This window comes from Escherichia sp. E4742 (assembly GCF_005843885.1).
In the GTDB taxonomy this organism is placed as follows: Bacteria; Pseudomonadota; Gammaproteobacteria; order Enterobacterales; family Enterobacteriaceae; genus Escherichia.
Genome location: NZ_CP040443.1, coordinates 27952 through 45099, shown reverse-complemented (window position 1 = coordinate 45099; position 17148 = coordinate 27952). Strand labels below are relative to the sequence as shown.

Genomic DNA, 17148 nt, shown 5'->3' with positions numbered 1-17148 from the left:
AGCGTCGCATCAGTCGATGGGAAAGTGCTCCTCAGTTAATTGCAAAATAACTGCTATTAACCAATGATTCCAACGGTTGACCCTCGGCAATGACATCGCCATAAATCAGATCAACACCAATGTCAGAAAGCGTATCCAATACCAATGGCAACGCTACTGGCCCAGCGATGGTTTTCACACCCAACCGCTGGGCATGCCCCTGAATAATCGAAATCAGCATCTCATCCATTAAATTGCCCTGTACGCTGGCGCATAACTCGGCGTCAAGCAGTAGATAATCCGTCATATTTGCTTTGAGCGTATTGAATATTTGCAGGTCGCGCCCTACCTGGCTGAGTACGATCCGGCATCCGGCCAGCCGCAGTTTTTGTATAGCCAGTCCGTGGTCGAAAATTGCTTCTGCCGGAATGACCAAATGGAACAACCGTGGTGGTAATGAACTTTGTTCCAGTTGCTCAAGCAATTCGTCTACCAGAGTGACGCTGCCTGGCCCCGCAACGGAAAGGGGGAGGGCGATGCTTAAACCTTTATTGGCAACCGCTTTTGCTGTTTGTTGGAAAAATTCACGTAATACCCGGCGGTCAAGCGCGTGGCTGAGTGCCGGATCGCTGAAGCTACGGCGGAATGCCTGTTCATCAATCAACTCGCCTTTGCTGCTCCAGAGCTTAAGCGAAATCAACCACAAATTCCGCGTTTCCGTTATTCGCGGCGAAGCGATGCCGTGGGCAATCATCATAAGCGGATTCTCTTTAGTCATCCGCCACTGTTCATCGAGCGACATCACTGTCCGTTCATTATGTGCAGTTGCCTGCTGTGGTTCATAAACTGTGACCTGACCACGACCACCATTTTTCGAAGCATAACAGGCGATATCGGCCTGGGACATAACTTCTGTTGCCTGGTGATTACTGTCGTTTATTAACGTCATCCCGGCGCTTGCTCCTACCCGATGTAACCGACCTTCCCACATAAAGTGATAATCATTAATCGCATTGATAATGCGTGTCGCGATAAAACGGGCACTTTCGACATTACAATCTGGCAGTAACAGACCAAATTCATCACCACCGAGTCGTGCCAGTAGATCGCTGGAGCGCAGCATACTCAGCATCAACGAAGACAGTTCGCGCAGCAAAGCATCGCCGGCCGCATGCCCGGCGCTGTCATTTACCGCTTTAAAGCGATCAAGATCGATAAATACCAGTGCATGTTGCTGATGCGTACTGTGAACGGTTTGCAGCAGTATTCGCAGTTGTTTCTCAAAACTGGCACGGTTCGCCAGATGCGTCAGGGTATCGTGAGAGGCGCTATAGCTAAGCTGACGTAGCATTTTGCGTGCTTCGGTGACGTCCTGAATCACCAGCACCGAACCAATGCTACTACCATCCAGGGTGCTTAACGGCGTAATACTGTAATGAACGTCATAGCTGCCACCGCTACGACAGTGGAGAACCACGTCCTGTTCAATAGCAGAACGTGAGGTGTCGGCACTGTAAATGTTCTCAATTAACGGCCCGGTGTCACCAGTTGTAAGATGCAATACCGTCAGCAGCGGAACGCCCAACGCCTCTTCTTGCTTCCAGCCGCTCATTTTCTCCGCGACTGGATTCATAAAGGTGATTTTCATCGCCATATCAATACAGACCACGGCTTCACCGATAGAGTCCAGGGTGATATGCAGACGTTCTTTTTCCTGGAACAGCGCCTCGTTGAGTTGTTTTACTTCTGTCATATCCATATTGATGCCAAGCAGGCGTTCGACTTCGCCTTCTTTATTCAGAACCCGATTGGCGAGTGCGCGGATATGACGAATACCGTCTTTTACCGTAATGCGAAATTCCAGTTTAAAAGGCAAACGAGCCTGCAGCGAATCGCGGATGACTTTCTCGGTGTGTTCTCGATCTTCCGGCAGCACGCAGTCATACCAAACCTGCCAGTTTGGTTTGATATGCGGGGAAATTTCGTAAAGTTCAAACATCCGCTTATCCCAACTGAAAATATCCGGCTTCAACTCCCATTCCCAGATACCAATCCCGCCTGCTTCGTTAGCCAGCGTGATGCGTTCCATCAGTTGCTTATTCACCTGCTCGGTGCGTTTTAGCTCGTTAATGTCTTCTATCTGCGCAATGAAGTAGAGTGGCGTGCCATCGGTGTGGCGCACCAGTGAGACGGCAAGCAGCGCCCAAACTACGTCGCCGTGGCGGTTGTAGTAGCGTTTCTCCATTGAGTAGGTATTGATTTCACCGCTAATCAACTTCTCAACGTGTTGCAGATCTTTATTGAGGTCTTCCGGCCAGGTCAGCTGCTGAAAGGTGAGAGCACGCAGTTCTTCCTGGCTGTAGCCGAGAAACTGGCACAGGGCTTTGTTGCTTTGCAGCCATTGCCCCTCAGTACCCACCAACGCCATGCCGATAGCAGAATATTCCATGGCGTTCCGAAAGCGTGTTTCGCTTTCGGAAATATGCTTACGTTCCGTGCGGAAGGCGTACATCACCATGGTCATGATGTTGGCGGGAAGCAGAATCAGCAAAAATGGCAGCCACGGCATATGGCTCATCAGGTACGCTCGCGGCGTGGCAAGCAGAGTGGGGTCGGCAGCCATCATTAACGAAACCATCATCACTGTCGTGAGGAAGATCAAAAAGGCTTCCATTCGTGGCAGGCGCACGGCGCTCCACATCAGCAGCACAATAATGAAAGTAAAAGGCCACGGCAGATACAGCATCGAAAGCCAGCTTAATGTCAATGTGATCGCTAACGTCAGCAGCGTTTCAAACAACAGTCGTGGGTTACGATGGCGTAATAGATAATGCGGTTTAAACAACAGGCCCAGCGGTACCAGCGCCAGGGCGCCGATGGATTCTGAAAGTACCCATATCAAAAAAGCCCTGAGAGGATCGTCTCCGGGCGTCAGCAGGACAACCAGAACGCCCCCCAACAGAGGTGGAACGATGGCGCTGCCAAATGCAAGACGAAGCCAGTCAGCCAGATTTTGTAGCGGGTTATACCACGGTAATAATTTTCGCAGCAGCATTGCGCCCACGACGGCTTCAATAATGTTGATAGCCGTCCAGGTCATATTGAGCGAACTGGTGGAAAAGAGCAGCACGGATGCGGCTATGTTTCCCAGTGAGCAGGCTAACGCGATACCAGGCCACATGCGTCCGGCATGGCGGTAAAACGCCACCATCATAATGGAAGTGGGGAACCATAGCGGCGCAAGCTGAGTGCCAAATTGCGAAAGCTCAAGCGAGAAAAGGGTAAAGATAAACGAGACTAAACCTAAACTGACGAGGTGAAGCAGAGGATGAGGCAAGGTAATTAAAACACGCTGTGATGGTTTACTCATTACCGCTCTATCCGCATGGCCAGGCCGTCAGTATTGGTATCTGTGTTTATGCTAGTACAAAAGTTTTACATTTTATATGCAAATTGCTCATAAAGTGACGTAATGGCGGATAATTTGCGCAACTATGCATAACATTTTTCACTTTGCGTCATAACTGAGCAATTAAATTTGCATCAGGGAATTGATCGTCAACAATTAACTCTGAGAGCAAGGCAACGCTATTCGACTGGTATCACGCGGATGAAATCCCTATAATTGCCGCGTTTGGCGCTTCGGCGCCCCCTTCCTAACATCCAGGTTATTCAGGTCGCTAAATTTATGACTGATCAGTCTCATCAGTGCGTCATTATCGGTATCGCAGGCGCATCGGCTTCCGGCAAGAGTCTCATTGCCAGTACCCTTTATCGTGAATTACGTGAACAAGTCGGTGATGAACACATCGGCGTTATTCCGGAAGACTGTTACTACAAAGATCAAAGCCATCTGTCGATGGAAGAACGGGTTAAAACTAATTATGACCATCCCAGCGCGATGGATCACAGCCTGCTGTTGCAACATTTGCAGGCGCTGAAACGCGGTTCGGCTATCGACCTGCCGGTTTACAGCTACGTTGAACATACGCGTATGAAAGAAACGGTGAAGGTTGAACCGAAGAAAGTCATTATTCTCGAAGGCATTTTGCTGCTGACGGATGCGCGTCTGCGCGACGAGCTGAACTTCTCGATTTTTGTGGATACACCACTGGATATCTGCCTGATGCGTCGCATTAAGCGCGATGTTAATGAGCGTGGTCGCTCGATGGATTCTGTAATGGCGCAATATCAAAAAACCGTGCGCCCGATGTTCCTGCAATTCATTGAACCGTCTAAACAGTATGCAGATATCATCGTGCCGCGCGGCGGTAAAAACCGCATCGCGATCGATATATTGAAAGCGAAAATAAGTCAGTTCTTTGAATAAGCTTGGTAAATTGTGTACCGTTCAGTGATAACCTGGTATGCCCTTGACGTAACTGGCGTTAAGGGAGTGATGCGCGAAAGGAGAAAATGCCATGCGTCTGTGTGACCGAGATATTGAAGCCTGGCTTGATGAAGGCCGTTTGTCGATCAACCCACGTCCACCGGTGGAGCGTATTAATGGCGCGACGGTAGATGTGCGCCTGGGCAATAAGTTTCGTACCTTCCGTGGTCACACGGCAGCGTTTATCGATCTGAGCGGTCCCAAAGATGAAGTGAGCGCCGCGCTCGATCGGGTGATGAGCGATGAAATCGTGCTCGACGAGGGCGAGGCATTTTATCTCCATCCGGGAGAACTGGCGCTGGCGGTGACGCTGGAGTCGGTTACGCTGCCAGCCGATCTGGTGGGCTGGCTGGATGGGCGTTCCTCACTGGCGCGTCTGGGACTTATGGTGCACGTCACTGCGCACCGTATCGATCCGGGCTGGTCTGGCTGCATTGTGCTTGAGTTTTACAACTCCGGTAAATTGCCGTTGGCGCTGCGTCCGGGCATGTTAATTGGCGCATTAAGTTTTGAACCGCTTTCCGGCCCGGCGGCGCGACCATACAACCGCCGTGAAGATGCGAAATATCGCAACCAGCAGGGCGCAGTTGCCAGCCGAATCGATAAAGACTAATTCAGGCCCATTGAGGATACCATGAGACGATTTCTGACGACGCTGATGATACTCCTGGTCGTGCTGGTGGCTGGGTTATCTGCGTTAGTGTTGCTGGTGAATCCGAATGATTTCCGTGACTATATGGTCAAGCAGGTTGCTGCACGTAGCGGTTATCAATTGCAGCTCGACGGGCCACTGCGTTGGCACGTCTGGCCGCAGCTTAGTATCCTCTCTGGTCGCATGATATTAACGGCCAACGGGGCCAGCCAACCGCTGGTACGTGCCGATAATATGCGCCTTGATGTGGCCTTGTGGCCTTTATTGAGTCATCAACTCAGCGTTAAGCAAGTCATGCTCAAAGGGGCAGTCATTCAACTGACACCGGAAACAGAAGCAGTGCGCAGTGAAGACGCCCCAATAGCCCCGAAAGACAATACGTTACCTGATGATGCGGAAGATCGTGGCTGGTCGTTCGATATCGCCAGTCTGCGGGTCAGTGATAGCGTGTTGGTGTTCCAGCATGAAAATGACGAACAGGTTACGGTACGTGATATCCGCCTGCAAATGGAGCAGGACCCACAACATCGCGGTTCGTTTGAATTCTCTGGTCGGGTAAATCGCGACCAACGCGATCTCACGTTAGCGCTCAAGGGGACTGTTGATGCTTCTGATTACCCGCATGATTTAACGGCAGATATTCAACAGATTGACTGGCAACTGCAGGGCGCTGATCTCCCGAAGCAGGGGATTCAGGGCCATGGTCAGTTCAGGACTCAGTGGCAGGAAGCGCAAAAACGTCTCTCCTTTGAACAAATCAATTTAACCGCTAACGACAGTAATCTGACCGGTCAGGCGCAGGTAGCGCTGCTTGAGAAGCCAGAATGGCTGCTCAGACTGCAATTTGCCCAGTTAAATCTGGATAATTTGCTGCCGATGAATGAGGTGATGACTAAGCAAAATGGCGTTGCTCAACAGGGGCAAAGCCAACCGACGCTGCCACGTCCGGTAATTTCCTCACGCGTTGATGAACCTGCGTATCAGGGGCTGAAAGGCTTTGCGGCAGATATTTTGTTGCAGGCCAATAACGTGCGCTGGCGTGGAATGGATTTTGCCGATGTCACTGCGCAAATGACCAACAAGGCGGGGCTGCTGGAGATTATCCAGTTGCAGGGCAAACTTAACGACGGTGTCGTGTCGTTACCGGGTACGCTGGATGCAACAGCCTCACAGCCACGGATAGTCTTCCATCCTCGGCTGGAAAATGTCGAGATTGGCACCATTCTGAATGCCTTCAACTACCCCATCTCATTAACGGGGAAAATGTCGCTGGCAGGGGATTTCTCTGGTGCTGACATTGATGCCAACGCATTCCGCCACACCTGGCAAGGACAGGCGCATGTCGAAATGGCTGATACGCGCATGGAAGGCATGAACTTCCAGCAGATGATCCAACAAGCGGTAGAACGTAATGGCGGTGATGTGAAGGCCGCTGAAAACTTCGATAACGTGACGCGGCTTGATAGCTTTACCACCGATCTGACGTTGAAGGATGGTGTCGTGACGTTAAACGACATGCAAGGTCAATCGCCAGTGCTGGCGCTTTCAGGGGCTGGCACGTTGAATCTGGCAGAGCAAACCTGCGACACCCAGTTTGACATTCGTGTGATTGGCGGTTGGAACGGGGAAAGCAAACTGATTGATTTCCTCAAAGAAACGCCGGTTCCTCTGCGGGTTTATGGCAACTGGCAACAACTTAATTACAGCCTGCAAGTGGATCAGTTACTGCGTAAACACTTACAGGACGAAGCCAAACGCCGTCTTAACGACTGGGCCGAGCGGAATAAAGATTCCCGCAATGGCAAAGATGTGAAGAAGTTGCTGGAGAAGATGTAAGTTTCCAGATGACATAATTTGTAGGCCTGATAAGACGCGTAAAGCGTCGCATCAGGCAATCACGTAGATTACTTTCAGCAAAGATGAATCATCAGTAAAAGTAAGGTATTTCAGCGAGGGTGTTGGTCCGGCTGTAAATCGCCGAATCGTTTCCTGTAGGCCGGGGCAGCCCACATGGATGTGGGCTGAGGGCGCGTTTTACAGGGATGTTACCTCGCGCCCGTACCCGATAGCCGAAAGGAATAAGATGAGGGGACCGCGCCAGCGGCGATTTACCGCCGGGAGCCCGGGTTGCCAGGGTGGTGGCGATTGAGCCACCCTGGCACGTTCACCGACTTGAGCGTTCCATAGTAGCGAGGAACATAAAGCGAACGGAACAGCCTTCAATGTCACATACTCTCCCGGTTGAACGAAACGCCTGATGCGACGCTTTACGCGTCTTATCAGGCCTACATGCCATCACACCTCGTACTCCAACTCGCCATCTTTACGCAGCGGAATAATCTGCACCTTCTGCACACGATGGCTTTCCACCTGCAACGTTTTGAGCAAATAATCCCCTACCTGAACTTCTTCGCCAGGTTTTGGAATACGCTGCAAATATTCCATCAATAGCCCGGCAATGGTGTGATATTCACGTTTTTCATCCAGCGGCAGCGGCACATATTGCACCAGATCTTCCAGCGGCATATGACCATTCGCCGTCCAGGAACCGTCCGCATTCTTCTGAATATCATGGCGGGCGTCGATCTCTTCCACTTCGTTCGGTAAGTTACCGGCAATGGTTTCGGTGACGTCACTTAATGTCACAATCCCTTCTACCGAGCCAAACTCATCCACCACAAAAGCAAAGTGCGTGCGGGCATTACGGAACTGCTCCAGGGCAGGTAGCAACGGCAAGGTTTCCGGGAACACCAGCGGCTGGCGTATCAACACTCGCAGGTTGAGCGGTTCGCCGCGCAGCGACTGTTGTAGCAAGTCGATAACGTGAACAACACCGAGCAAATCTTCCGCGTCATCGCCGTCAGTAACGACCAGCCGCGTGTGCTGATTTCGCTCCAGCAACTGGCGAATCTCGTCTTCCGGCGCGTTGAGATCGATATGCTCAATATCGTGGCGCGACGTCATAATGCTGCTGACGGTACGCTGGTTAAGATTAAGTACTCTCTCAATCATCCGCCGCTCCTGCGGATTAAAGATTTGCTGATTATCATGATCCACCAGCATTGATGCGGTTTCGGCGTCCAGTTCCGCATCTTCTTTTTGTCCGCTTAACAGGCGCATTACCGCTTCGGTAGTCCGCTGGCGCAGTGTCTGGTTAGCGGAAAGAAAACGTCGCCGGTTAAAGATAGCCAACTGATTGAGCGCCTCGATCATCACCGAGAAACCAATCGCGGCGTACAAATAGCCCTTCGGAATGGCGAATCCGAAACCTTCCGCCACCAGGCTAAAGCCAATCATCAACAGGAAACTTAAGCAGAGTATGACGATGGTCGGATGGCTATTAACGAACTGGGTTAACGGTTTACTTGCCATCAGCATCAGGCTGATAGCAATAACAACGGCGGCCATCATGACCAGTAAATGATCAACCATCCCGACGGCGGTAATCACCGAGTCGAGTGAGAAGATAGCGTCCAGCACCACAATTTGCGTCACCACGCCCCAGAACTTCGCGCCTTTGCGTTGTGTGGGGTTATTGCTGTCTTTCCCTTCCAGCCGTTCGTTCAGCTCCATCGTGGCTTTGAACAACAGGAAGAAACCACCAAACAGCATGATTAAGTCGCGGGCGCTAAAGGTAAACGAGCGGAAGCTGAACAGCGGTTGAGTCAGGGTGACCAGCCAGGAGATTGACGCCAGCAGTAACAGGCGCATTAACATTGCCAGCAGCAGCCCGGTAACCCGTGCGCGGTCACGCTGCTTCGGCGGTAGTTTTTCGGCGAGGATGGCAATAAAGACCAGGTTATCAATGCCGAGGACCAGTTCGATCACAATCAGCGTGATTAACCCGGCCCAGATAGACGGATCGGCAATCCATTCCATAGTAAGTACAAAACCTATTCGTTGTATGACAAATGTCACAATTCGATCATGGATAAATCAGGGCAAAAATGCAATGTTGCAGCACTATTTATCTCACATTATTTGAGGATTATAACATTGCATTATCCCTGAATTAAAAGTGGTAATAATAAAATATTATTTAAGAAATATCGCATGTGGAGACACTATATTAAATATTGTCAACCTAAAGAAACTCCTAAAAACCATATTGAATGACACTTAATATAATTCTTAAAAATAGCCAATTGCCGAATTGTTACCTTGCCTGCTATTCCGTTAGCTGTAACACTTCCTCCTGCATTATTGGAGCGCCAATATTCAAATACCATAATGCCACCTTATATCTGGAAAATTAATTCACGGAATAACACTTTTTCATAAACGACTGCATGATGAAAAAGTTAGAAAATCTAAACTAAATCAGTGTATTGGTAGCTAAAAAGCCAGGGGCGGTAGCGTGTCTGGATGCCTGAAAGACCAGTCTGAATTATTCTGTCAATAGCCTGCGGATGAAATCAATTTTTTTAGGACTGATGCCAGTTAAATTTTTATTCAATTAACTGCAAGGTAAATGTGCATGGCGACATTGCTATTAATAGTGCACAGGATAATTACTCTGCCAAAGTGATAAATAAACAATGATGAAATCCAAAATGAAATTGATGCCATTATTGGTGTCAGTAACCTTGATAAGCGGTTGCACAGTACTTCCGGGCAGCAATATGTCGACGATGGGTAAAGACGTCATCAAACAGCAGGACGCTGATTTCGATCTCGACAAAATGGTGAATGTTTATCCGCTGACCCCGCGTCTGATTGATCAATTACGTCCACGACCCAACGTAGCGCGCCCCAATATGACGCTGGAAAGTGAGATCGCGAATTACCAGTATCGCGTCGGGCCGGGGGACGTTCTTAATGTCACCGTCTGGGATCACCCGGAACTCACCACGCCAGCCGGTCAGTACCGCAGCTCCAGCGACACCGGCAACTGGGTACAGCCTGACGGCACCATGTTCTACCCGTATATAGGCAAGGTTCACGTAGTGGGGAAAACGCTCGCTGAAATTCGCAGTGATATTACCGGGCGCTTAGCGACATACATCGCTGACCCGCAGGTGGACGTTAATATCGCCGCCTTCCGCTCGCAAAAAGCTTATATCTCCGGTCAGGTGAATAAATCCGGTCAACAAGCGATCACCAACGTACCGCTGACCATTCTCGATGCCATCAACGCCGCAGGTGGCCTGACCGACACCGCTGACTGGCGTAACGTGGTGCTGACACACAACGGTCGTGAAGAACGCATTTCTTTGCAGGCGCTGATGCAAAACGGCGACCTCAATCAGAACCGACTGCTTTACCCGGGCGATATTCTCTACGTGCCGCGTAATGATGATCTGAAAGTGTTTGTGATGGGTGAAGTGAAGAAACAGAGCACCCTGAAAATGGACTTTAGCGGCATGACCCTGACTGAAGCCCTGGGCAATGCTGAAGGCATCGACATGACCACCTCCAATGCCAGCGGCATCTTTGTCATTCGTCCGCTGAAAGGCGAGGGCGGGCGTAACGGCAAAATTGCCAATATTTACCAGCTGGATATGTCTGATGCCACGTCGCTGGTGATGGCGACAGAATTCCGCCTGCAACCTTATGACGTGGTTTATGTCACCACAGCCCCGGTTTCCCGCTGGAACCGTCTGATCAATCAGTTGCTGCCAACTATTAGCGGTGTCCGTTACATGACGGATACAGCCAGCGACATTCATAACTGGTAATCGTCATGTTTAACAACATCTTAGTTGTCTGTGTCGGCAATATTTGCCGTTCCCCGACGGCGGAACGCTTACTGCAACGTTATCACCCGGAGCTGAAAGTGGAGTCCGCTGGACTCGGCGCGCTGGTCGGTAAGGGCGCTGATCCTACCGCTATCAGCATCGCCGCAGAACATCAACTGTCTCTGGAAGGCCACTGTGCACGACAAATCAGCCGCCGCCTGTGTCGCAACTATGACCTGATTTTGACCATGGAAAAGCGCCATATCGAACGCTTATGCGAGATGGCACCCGAGATGCGCGGCAAAGTGATGCTGTTTGGTCACTGGGATAACGAATGTGAAATCCCCGACCCGTATCGCAAAAGCCGGGAAACGTTTGCAGCGGTGTACACATTACTTGAACGGTCTGCCCGCCAGTGGGCGCAGGCATTGAACGCAGAGCAGGTATAAGAATGACAGAAAAAGTAAAACAACATGCCGCTCCGGTAACGGGCAGTGATGAAATCGATATTGGTCGCCTGGTCGGCACCGTCATTGAAGCGCGCTGGTGGGTGATTGGCATCACCGCCGTATTCGCCCTCTGTGCTGTGGTTTACACCTTCTTCGCTACGCCGATATATAGCGCCGACGCACTGGTACAAATCGAACAAAGCGGCGGCAATTCGCTGGTGCAGGACATTGGTTCGGCGTTAGCCAACAAACCGCCAGCCTCGGACGCCGAGATCCAGTTGATTCGTTCGCGTCTGGTGCTTGGTAAAACGGTGGACGATCTCGACCTCGATATTGCGGTGAGCAAAAACACGTTCCCGATTTTCGGTGCGGGTTGGGATCGCCTGATGGGACGTCAGAACGAGACGGTGAAAGTGACCACCTTTAACCGCCCGAAAGAGATGGCGGACCAGGTATTTACGCTTAATGTGCTGGACAACAAAAACTACACTTTGAGCAGCGACGGCGGCTTTAGCGCTCGTGGGCAAGCGGGTCAGATGCTGAAAAAAGAAGGCGTCACGCTGATGGTTGAAGCCATTCACGCCAGCCCGGGCAGTGAGTTTACCGTCACCAAATACTCCACGCTGGGGATGATCAACCAACTGCAAAACAGCCTGACGGTAACGGAGAACGGCAAAGACGCTGGCGTACTGAGCCTCACTTATACCGGTGAAGATCGCGAGCAGATCCGCGACATTCTTAACAGCATCGCCCGCAACTATCAGGAACAAAACATTGAGCGCAAATCGGCGGAAGCGTCAAAAAGCCTCGCCTTCCTCGCGCAACAATTGCCGGAAGTACGTAGCCGTCTCGATGTCGCCGAAAACAAACTGAATGCCTTCCGTCAGGATAAAGATTCTGTTGATCTGCCGCTGGAAGCAAAAGCGGTGCTGGATTCGATGGTGAACATCGACGCGCAGCTGAACGAACTGACCTTTAAAGAGGCGGAAATTTCTAAGCTGTTCACCAAAGTTCACCCGGCGTACCGTACGCTGCTGGAGAAACGTCAGGCGCTGGAAGACGAAAAAGCCAAACTTAACGGTCGCGTAACGGCGATGCCGAAAACCCAGCAGGAAATTGTGCGTCTGACCCGCGATGTCGAGTCTGGTCAGCAGGTCTATATGCAACTGCTGAATAAAGAGCAGGAGCTGAAAATCACCGAAGCCAGCACCGTCGGCGATGTGCGCATTGTTGACCCGGCAATCACCCAGCCTGGTGTGCTGAAACCGAAGAAAGGGCTGATTATCCTCGGCGCGATTATCCTTGGCCTGATGCTCTCTATCGTGGGTGTATTGCTGCGCTCGTTGTTTAATCGCGGCATCGAAAGCCCGCAGGTGCTGGAAGAACACGGTATTAGCGTCTATGCCAGCATCCCGCTGTCGGAATGGCAGAAAGCGCGCGATAGCGTCAAAACCATCAAAGGGATTAAACGCTATAAACAGAGCCAGCTACTGGCGGTGGGGAATCCAACCGATCTGGCAATTGAAGCCATCCGCAGTCTGCGTACCAGTCTGCACTTCGCGATGATGCAGGCGCAGAACAATGTGTTGATGATGACCGGGGTTAGCCCGTCAATCGGTAAAACCTTTGTCTGTGCCAACCTTGCGGCGGTGATCAGCCAGACCAATAAACGGGTGTTGTTGATCGACTGCGATATGCGCAAAGGCTACACCCACGAGCTGCTGGGCACCAATAACGTCAATGGGCTGTCGGAAATTCTGATTGGTCAGGGCGATATTACTACCGCTGCTAAACCGACCTCTATTGCCAAATTTGACCTGATCCCGCGCGGTCAGGTGCCGCCAAATCCTTCTGAACTGTTGATGAGCGAACGCTTTGCCGAACTGGTGAGCTGGGCGAGTAAAAACTACGACCTGGTGTTGATTGATACGCCGCCGATTCTGGCAGTGACCGATGCAGCAATTGTCGGGCGTCATGTCGGAACCACATTAATGGTGGCGCGTTATGCGGTCAACACATTGAAAGAAGTGGAAACCAGTCTGAGCCGCTTTGAGCAAAACGGTATTCCGGTGAAAGGGGTGATTCTGAACTCCATCTTCCGCCGCGCCAGCGCGTATCAGGATTATGGCTATTACGAATACGAATATAAGTCGGATGCGAAATAACGACGCCTGCATTCGCACCACCCCGTAGGCCGGATAAGGCGTTCACGCCGCATCCGGCAAGCAAACCAGCTCATAAGCCGGGAGAACAACCTATGAAAGACAATCCTCTGATCTCAATTTATATGCCGACCTGGAACCGCCAACAATTGGCGATTCGGGCGATAAAATCGGTCCTGCGCCAGGAGTACAGCAACTGGGAGATGATCATCGTGGATGATTGCTCCTCCTCCTGGGAACAACTGCAACAGTACGTCACCGCCCTCAACGATCCGCGTATCACTTACATTCACAACGACATTAATAGCGGGGCGTGCGCGGTACGTAACCAGGCGATTATGCTGGCGCAAGGGGAATACATCACCGGGATCGATGATGATGATGAATGGACACCCAACCGCCTGAGCGTCTTCCTCGCCCATAAACAGCAACTGGTCACTCACGCCTTTTTGTACGCTAACGACTACGTATGCCAGGGCGAGGTCTACTCCCAGCCGGCAAGTTTGCCGCTGTATCCCAAATCGCCGTATTCACGCCATCTGTTCTACAAACGCAATATCATTGGCAATCAGGTCTTTACCTGGGCATGGCGTTTCAAAGAGTGTTTGTTCGATACCGAACTGAAAGCGGCACAGGATTACGACATCTTCCTGCGGATGGTGGTGGAGTACGGCGAACCGTGGAAAGTGGAAGAGGCGACGCAGATCCTGCATATCAATCACGGCGAAATGCAGATCACCTCGTCACCGAAAAAATTCTCCGGATACTTCCACTTTTACCGCAAGCACAAAGACAAATTTGACCGCGCCAGCAAAAAATATCAGCTGTTTACCCTCTACCAGATCCGCAATAAACGCATGACCTGGCGCACTTTGCTGACGCTGCTGTCGGTGCGTAACGGCAAACGTCTGGCTGATGGAATCCGGGGGCGCTAAAGATGCTGGAAGATCTGCGCGCCAACAGCTGGAGTTTACGCCCGTGCTGCATGGTGCTTGCCTATCGCGTCGCTCATTTTTGTTCAGTGTGGCGCAAAAAGAACGTCCTCAACAATCTGTGGGCGGCCCCGCTGCTGGTGCTGTATCGCATTATCACCGAATGCATTTTCGGTTATGAAATCCAGGCCGCCGCAACTATTGGTCGCCGCTTCACTATTCATCACGGTTACACCGTAGTGATCAATAAAAACGTGGTAGCGGGGGATGATTTCACCATTCGCCACGGTGTCACTATCGGCAATCGTGGCGCCGATAACATGGCATGTCCATACATTGGCGACGGTGTCGAACTCGGTGCCAACGTCATTATTCTGGGTGATATCACGATTGGTAACAACGTCACCGTAGGTGCGGGCAGCGTGGTGCTCGATTCTGTCCCGGACAACGCGCTGGTGGTGGGAGAAAAAGCGCGAGTGAAGGTAATTAAATGAATATTTTGCAATTTAATGTGCGACTGGCGGAAGGTGGAGCGGCAGGTGTGGCGTTAGATCTCCACCAGCGCGCGCTGCAACAGGGGCTGGCGTCACATTTTGTCTACGGCTACGGCAAAGGCGGCAAAGAGAGCGTCAGCCATCAAAACTATCCGCAGGTAATCAAACATACGCCGCGGATGACGGCGATGGCGAACATTGCGCTGTTTCGTCTGTTTAATCGCGATCTGTTCGGCAATTTCAATGAGTTGTACCGTTCCATTACCCGCACATCGGGGCCGGTAGTCCTGCATTTTCATGTGCTGCACAGCTACTGGTTGAATCTTAACAGCGTGGTGCGCTTTTGCGAAAAAGTGAAAAACCATAAACCGGACGTCACTCTGGTCTGGACGTTACACGACCACTGGAGTGTTACCGGACGCTGCGCCTTTACCGACGGTTGCGAAGGCTGGAAAACGGGCTGCCAGAAATGCCCGACCTTAAATAATTATCCGCCGGTGAAGATTGATCGCGCACACCAGCTGGTGGCGGGCAAACGCCAGTTATTCCGCGAGATGCTGGCGCTGGGCTGCCAGTTTATTTCCCCCAGCCAGCATGTGGCTGATGCTTTCAATAGCCTGTACGGTCCAGGGCGTTGCCGGATCATCAATAATGGCATTGATATGGCAACTGAGGCGATTCTGGCGGACCTGCCTCCGGTGCGCGAAACTCAGGGCAAGCCGAAAATCGCGGTGGTGGCGCATGACCTGCGTTACGACGGCAAAACTAACCAGCAACTGGTGCGCGAGATGATGGCGCTGGGCGACAAAATCGAACTGCATACTTTTGGTAAGTTCTCGCCGTTCACCGCTGGTAACGTGGTTAATCACGGCTTTGAAACCGACAAACGTAAGTTAATGAGCGCACTCAATCAGATGGATGCGCTGGTGTTCAGTTCTCGCGTCGATAACTACCCGCTGATTTTGTGTGAGGCGCTATCGATTGGCGTGCCGGTGATTGCCACCCATAGCGATGCGGCGCGGGAAGTGCTGCAAAAATCCGGCGGTAAAACCGTCAGCGAAGAAGACGTGATGCAACTGGTGCAGTTAAGCAAACCGGAAATCGCGCAGGCGATATTTGGTACCACGCTGGCCGGGTTCAGCCAACGCAGCCGCGCCGCCTACAGTGGACAACAGATGCTGGAGGAGTATGTCAACGTCTATCAGAATCTGTAGCTACCTGTTGCTGCCGCTGATTTACCTGCTGGTTAACGTCAAAATCGCCCAACTTGGCGAAAGTTTCCCCATCACCATCGTCACTTTTTTACCTGTTTTGCTGCTGCTGTTTTTAGAGCGCATCAGCGTTAAAAAATTGATGATTGCCTTAGGGATTGGTGCGGGACTCACTGCGTTTAACTATTTGTTTGGTCAGTCTTTGGATGCCAGCAAATATGTCACTTCAACTATGCTGTTTGTCTATATTGTGATCATTATTGGCATGGTGTGGAGCATTCGCTTTAAAACCATTTCGCCACACAACCATCGCAAGATATTACGTTTCTTTTATCTGGTTGTCGGGCTGGTGGTGGCGCTGGCGGCGGTGGAGATGGCGCAAATTATCCTCACCGGCGGCAGCAGTATTATGGAGTCGATTTCGAAATATCTGATTTACAGCAACAGCTATGTACTGAATTTCATTAAATTCGGCGGCAAGAGAACTACGGCACTTTATTTCGAACCGGCATTTTTCGCTCTGGCATTAATCTCAATTTGGCTCAGTATCAAACAGTTTGGTATCAAAACGCCTAAAACTGATGCTATGATTCTCGCAGGGATAATATTATCCGGATCGTTTTCAGGGGTTATGACCTTTATCCTGTTTTATTTGCTGGAGTGGGCATTTCAGTATCTGAATAAAGAGGCGATTAAGAAAAAGTTACCGTTAGCATTGATTTCTCTGGCTGTATTCCTGGTTGGTGTGGTAATCGCGTTTCCTTATATTTCCACCCGTCTGGGCGATTTAGGTACAGAAGGATCGTCATCATATTATCGTATTGTCGGTCCGCTGGTGATGGTCGGTTATTCTTTGACCCATATTGACGGTGTGGTCAGATTTGGCTCACTTTATGAATATGTCGCATCATTCGGAATATTTAACGGTGCGGATGTCGGAAAAACCATAGACAATGGTTTGTATCTGCTGATTATTTATTTTTCCTGGTTCGCGGTGTTTTTATCGCTGTGGTATATGGGGAAAGTGATAAAAATGATGATCAACGCTTTTGGCGATAATCGCAATTTTCGCGTGCAGCTCTATCTTTTTACTCCGGTATCGCTGTTTTTTACCGGTTCGATATTTAGCCCGGAATATGCATTTTTAATCGTCTGTCCGTTTATTTTGCGAAAAGCGTTAAATATTACGAGGTAAGAATAA

Annotated in this window: 12 protein-coding genes; 10 read left to right on the top strand and 2 right to left on the bottom strand. The window is 50.7% G+C overall.

Annotation, left to right across the window (positions count from 1 at the left end; genetic code table 11):
• Nucleotides 1-31: 31 nt before the first annotated feature.
• A complete protein-coding gene (locus FEM44_RS00190; protein WP_135522213.1) occupies nt 32-3349 on the bottom strand; it encodes a diguanylate cyclase in 3318 nt (1105 codons plus the stop codon).
• 318 nt (nt 3350-3667) lie between these two features.
• Here FEM44_RS00190 and udk point away from each other — a divergent pair, with 318 nt between their 5' ends.
• The 3 genes from udk (at nt 3668) to asmA (ending at nt 6857) form a co-directional block, all read left to right on the top strand.
• Nucleotides 3668-4309 carry a uridine kinase gene (udk, locus tag FEM44_RS00185; RefSeq protein WP_064529458.1) on the top strand — a complete coding sequence of 214 codons (642 nt, stop codon included), beginning with the start codon at nt 3668-3670 and terminating at the stop codon, nt 4307-4309.
• A gap of 91 nt (nt 4310-4400) precedes the next feature.
• Nucleotides 4401-4982 (top strand): dCTP deaminase, encoded by a 582-nt coding sequence (dcd, locus tag FEM44_RS00180; protein ID WP_001234767.1) that lies wholly within the window; start codon nt 4401-4403, stop codon nt 4980-4982.
• Nucleotides 4983-5003: 21 nt separating this feature from the next.
• Nucleotides 5004-6857 (top strand): outer membrane assembly protein AsmA, encoded by a 1854-nt coding sequence (gene asmA, locus FEM44_RS00175; protein ID WP_135522212.1) that lies wholly within the window; start codon nt 5004-5006, stop codon nt 6855-6857.
• Nucleotides 6858-7316: 459 nt separating this feature from the next.
• Here the strand turns inward: asmA and FEM44_RS00170 are convergent, their stop codons facing one another.
• Nucleotides 7317-8900: a TerC family protein gene (locus tag FEM44_RS00170; RefSeq protein WP_135522280.1), complete on the bottom strand. Its 1584-nt coding sequence runs from the start codon at nt 8898-8900 to the stop codon at nt 7317-7319.
• A 659-nt stretch (nt 8901-9559) separates the two neighbouring features.
• Between FEM44_RS00170 and wza the strand changes: the two genes are divergently transcribed.
• The 7 genes from wza to wcaD all read left to right on the top strand — a co-directional run bounded on the left by wza (nt 9560) and on the right by wcaD (nt 17142).
• A complete protein-coding gene (gene wza, locus FEM44_RS00165) occupies nt 9560-10699 on the top strand; it encodes a polysaccharide export protein Wza (protein ID WP_000978094.1) in 1140 nt (379 codons plus the stop codon).
• Nucleotides 10700-10704: 5 nt separating this feature from the next.
• On the top strand, nt 10705-11148 hold the full coding sequence (gene wzb / locus FEM44_RS00160) for a low molecular weight protein-tyrosine-phosphatase Wzb (protein WP_000482891.1): 444 nt from the start codon (nt 10705-10707) through the stop codon (nt 11146-11148).
• A gap of 2 nt (nt 11149-11150) precedes the next feature.
• Nucleotides 11151-13313, top strand: coding sequence for a tyrosine-protein kinase Wzc (gene wzc / locus FEM44_RS00155; protein ID WP_135522211.1), 2163 nt, complete (start codon nt 11151-11153; stop codon nt 13311-13313).
• 92 nt (nt 13314-13405) lie between these two features.
• Nucleotides 13406-14245 carry a colanic acid biosynthesis glycosyltransferase WcaA gene (wcaA, locus tag FEM44_RS00150; RefSeq protein WP_135522210.1) on the top strand — a complete coding sequence of 280 codons (840 nt, stop codon included), beginning with the start codon at nt 13406-13408 and terminating at the stop codon, nt 14243-14245.
• Nucleotides 14246-14247: 2 nt separating this feature from the next.
• Nucleotides 14248-14736 (top strand): colanic acid biosynthesis acetyltransferase WcaB, encoded by a 489-nt coding sequence (wcaB, locus tag FEM44_RS00145; protein WP_135522209.1) that lies wholly within the window; start codon nt 14248-14250, stop codon nt 14734-14736.
• Nucleotides 14733-15950, top strand: coding sequence for a colanic acid biosynthesis glycosyltransferase WcaC (wcaC, locus tag FEM44_RS00140; RefSeq protein ID WP_135522208.1), 1218 nt, complete (start codon nt 14733-14735; stop codon nt 15948-15950). Before wcaB ends, wcaC begins: the two co-directional genes overlap by 4 nt.
• On the top strand, nt 15925-17142 hold the full coding sequence (gene wcaD / locus FEM44_RS00135; protein ID WP_000107816.1) for a colanic acid polymerase WcaD: 1218 nt from the start codon (nt 15925-15927) through the stop codon (nt 17140-17142). Before wcaC ends, wcaD begins: the two co-directional genes overlap by 26 nt.
• Nucleotides 17143-17148 lie beyond the last annotated feature (6 nt).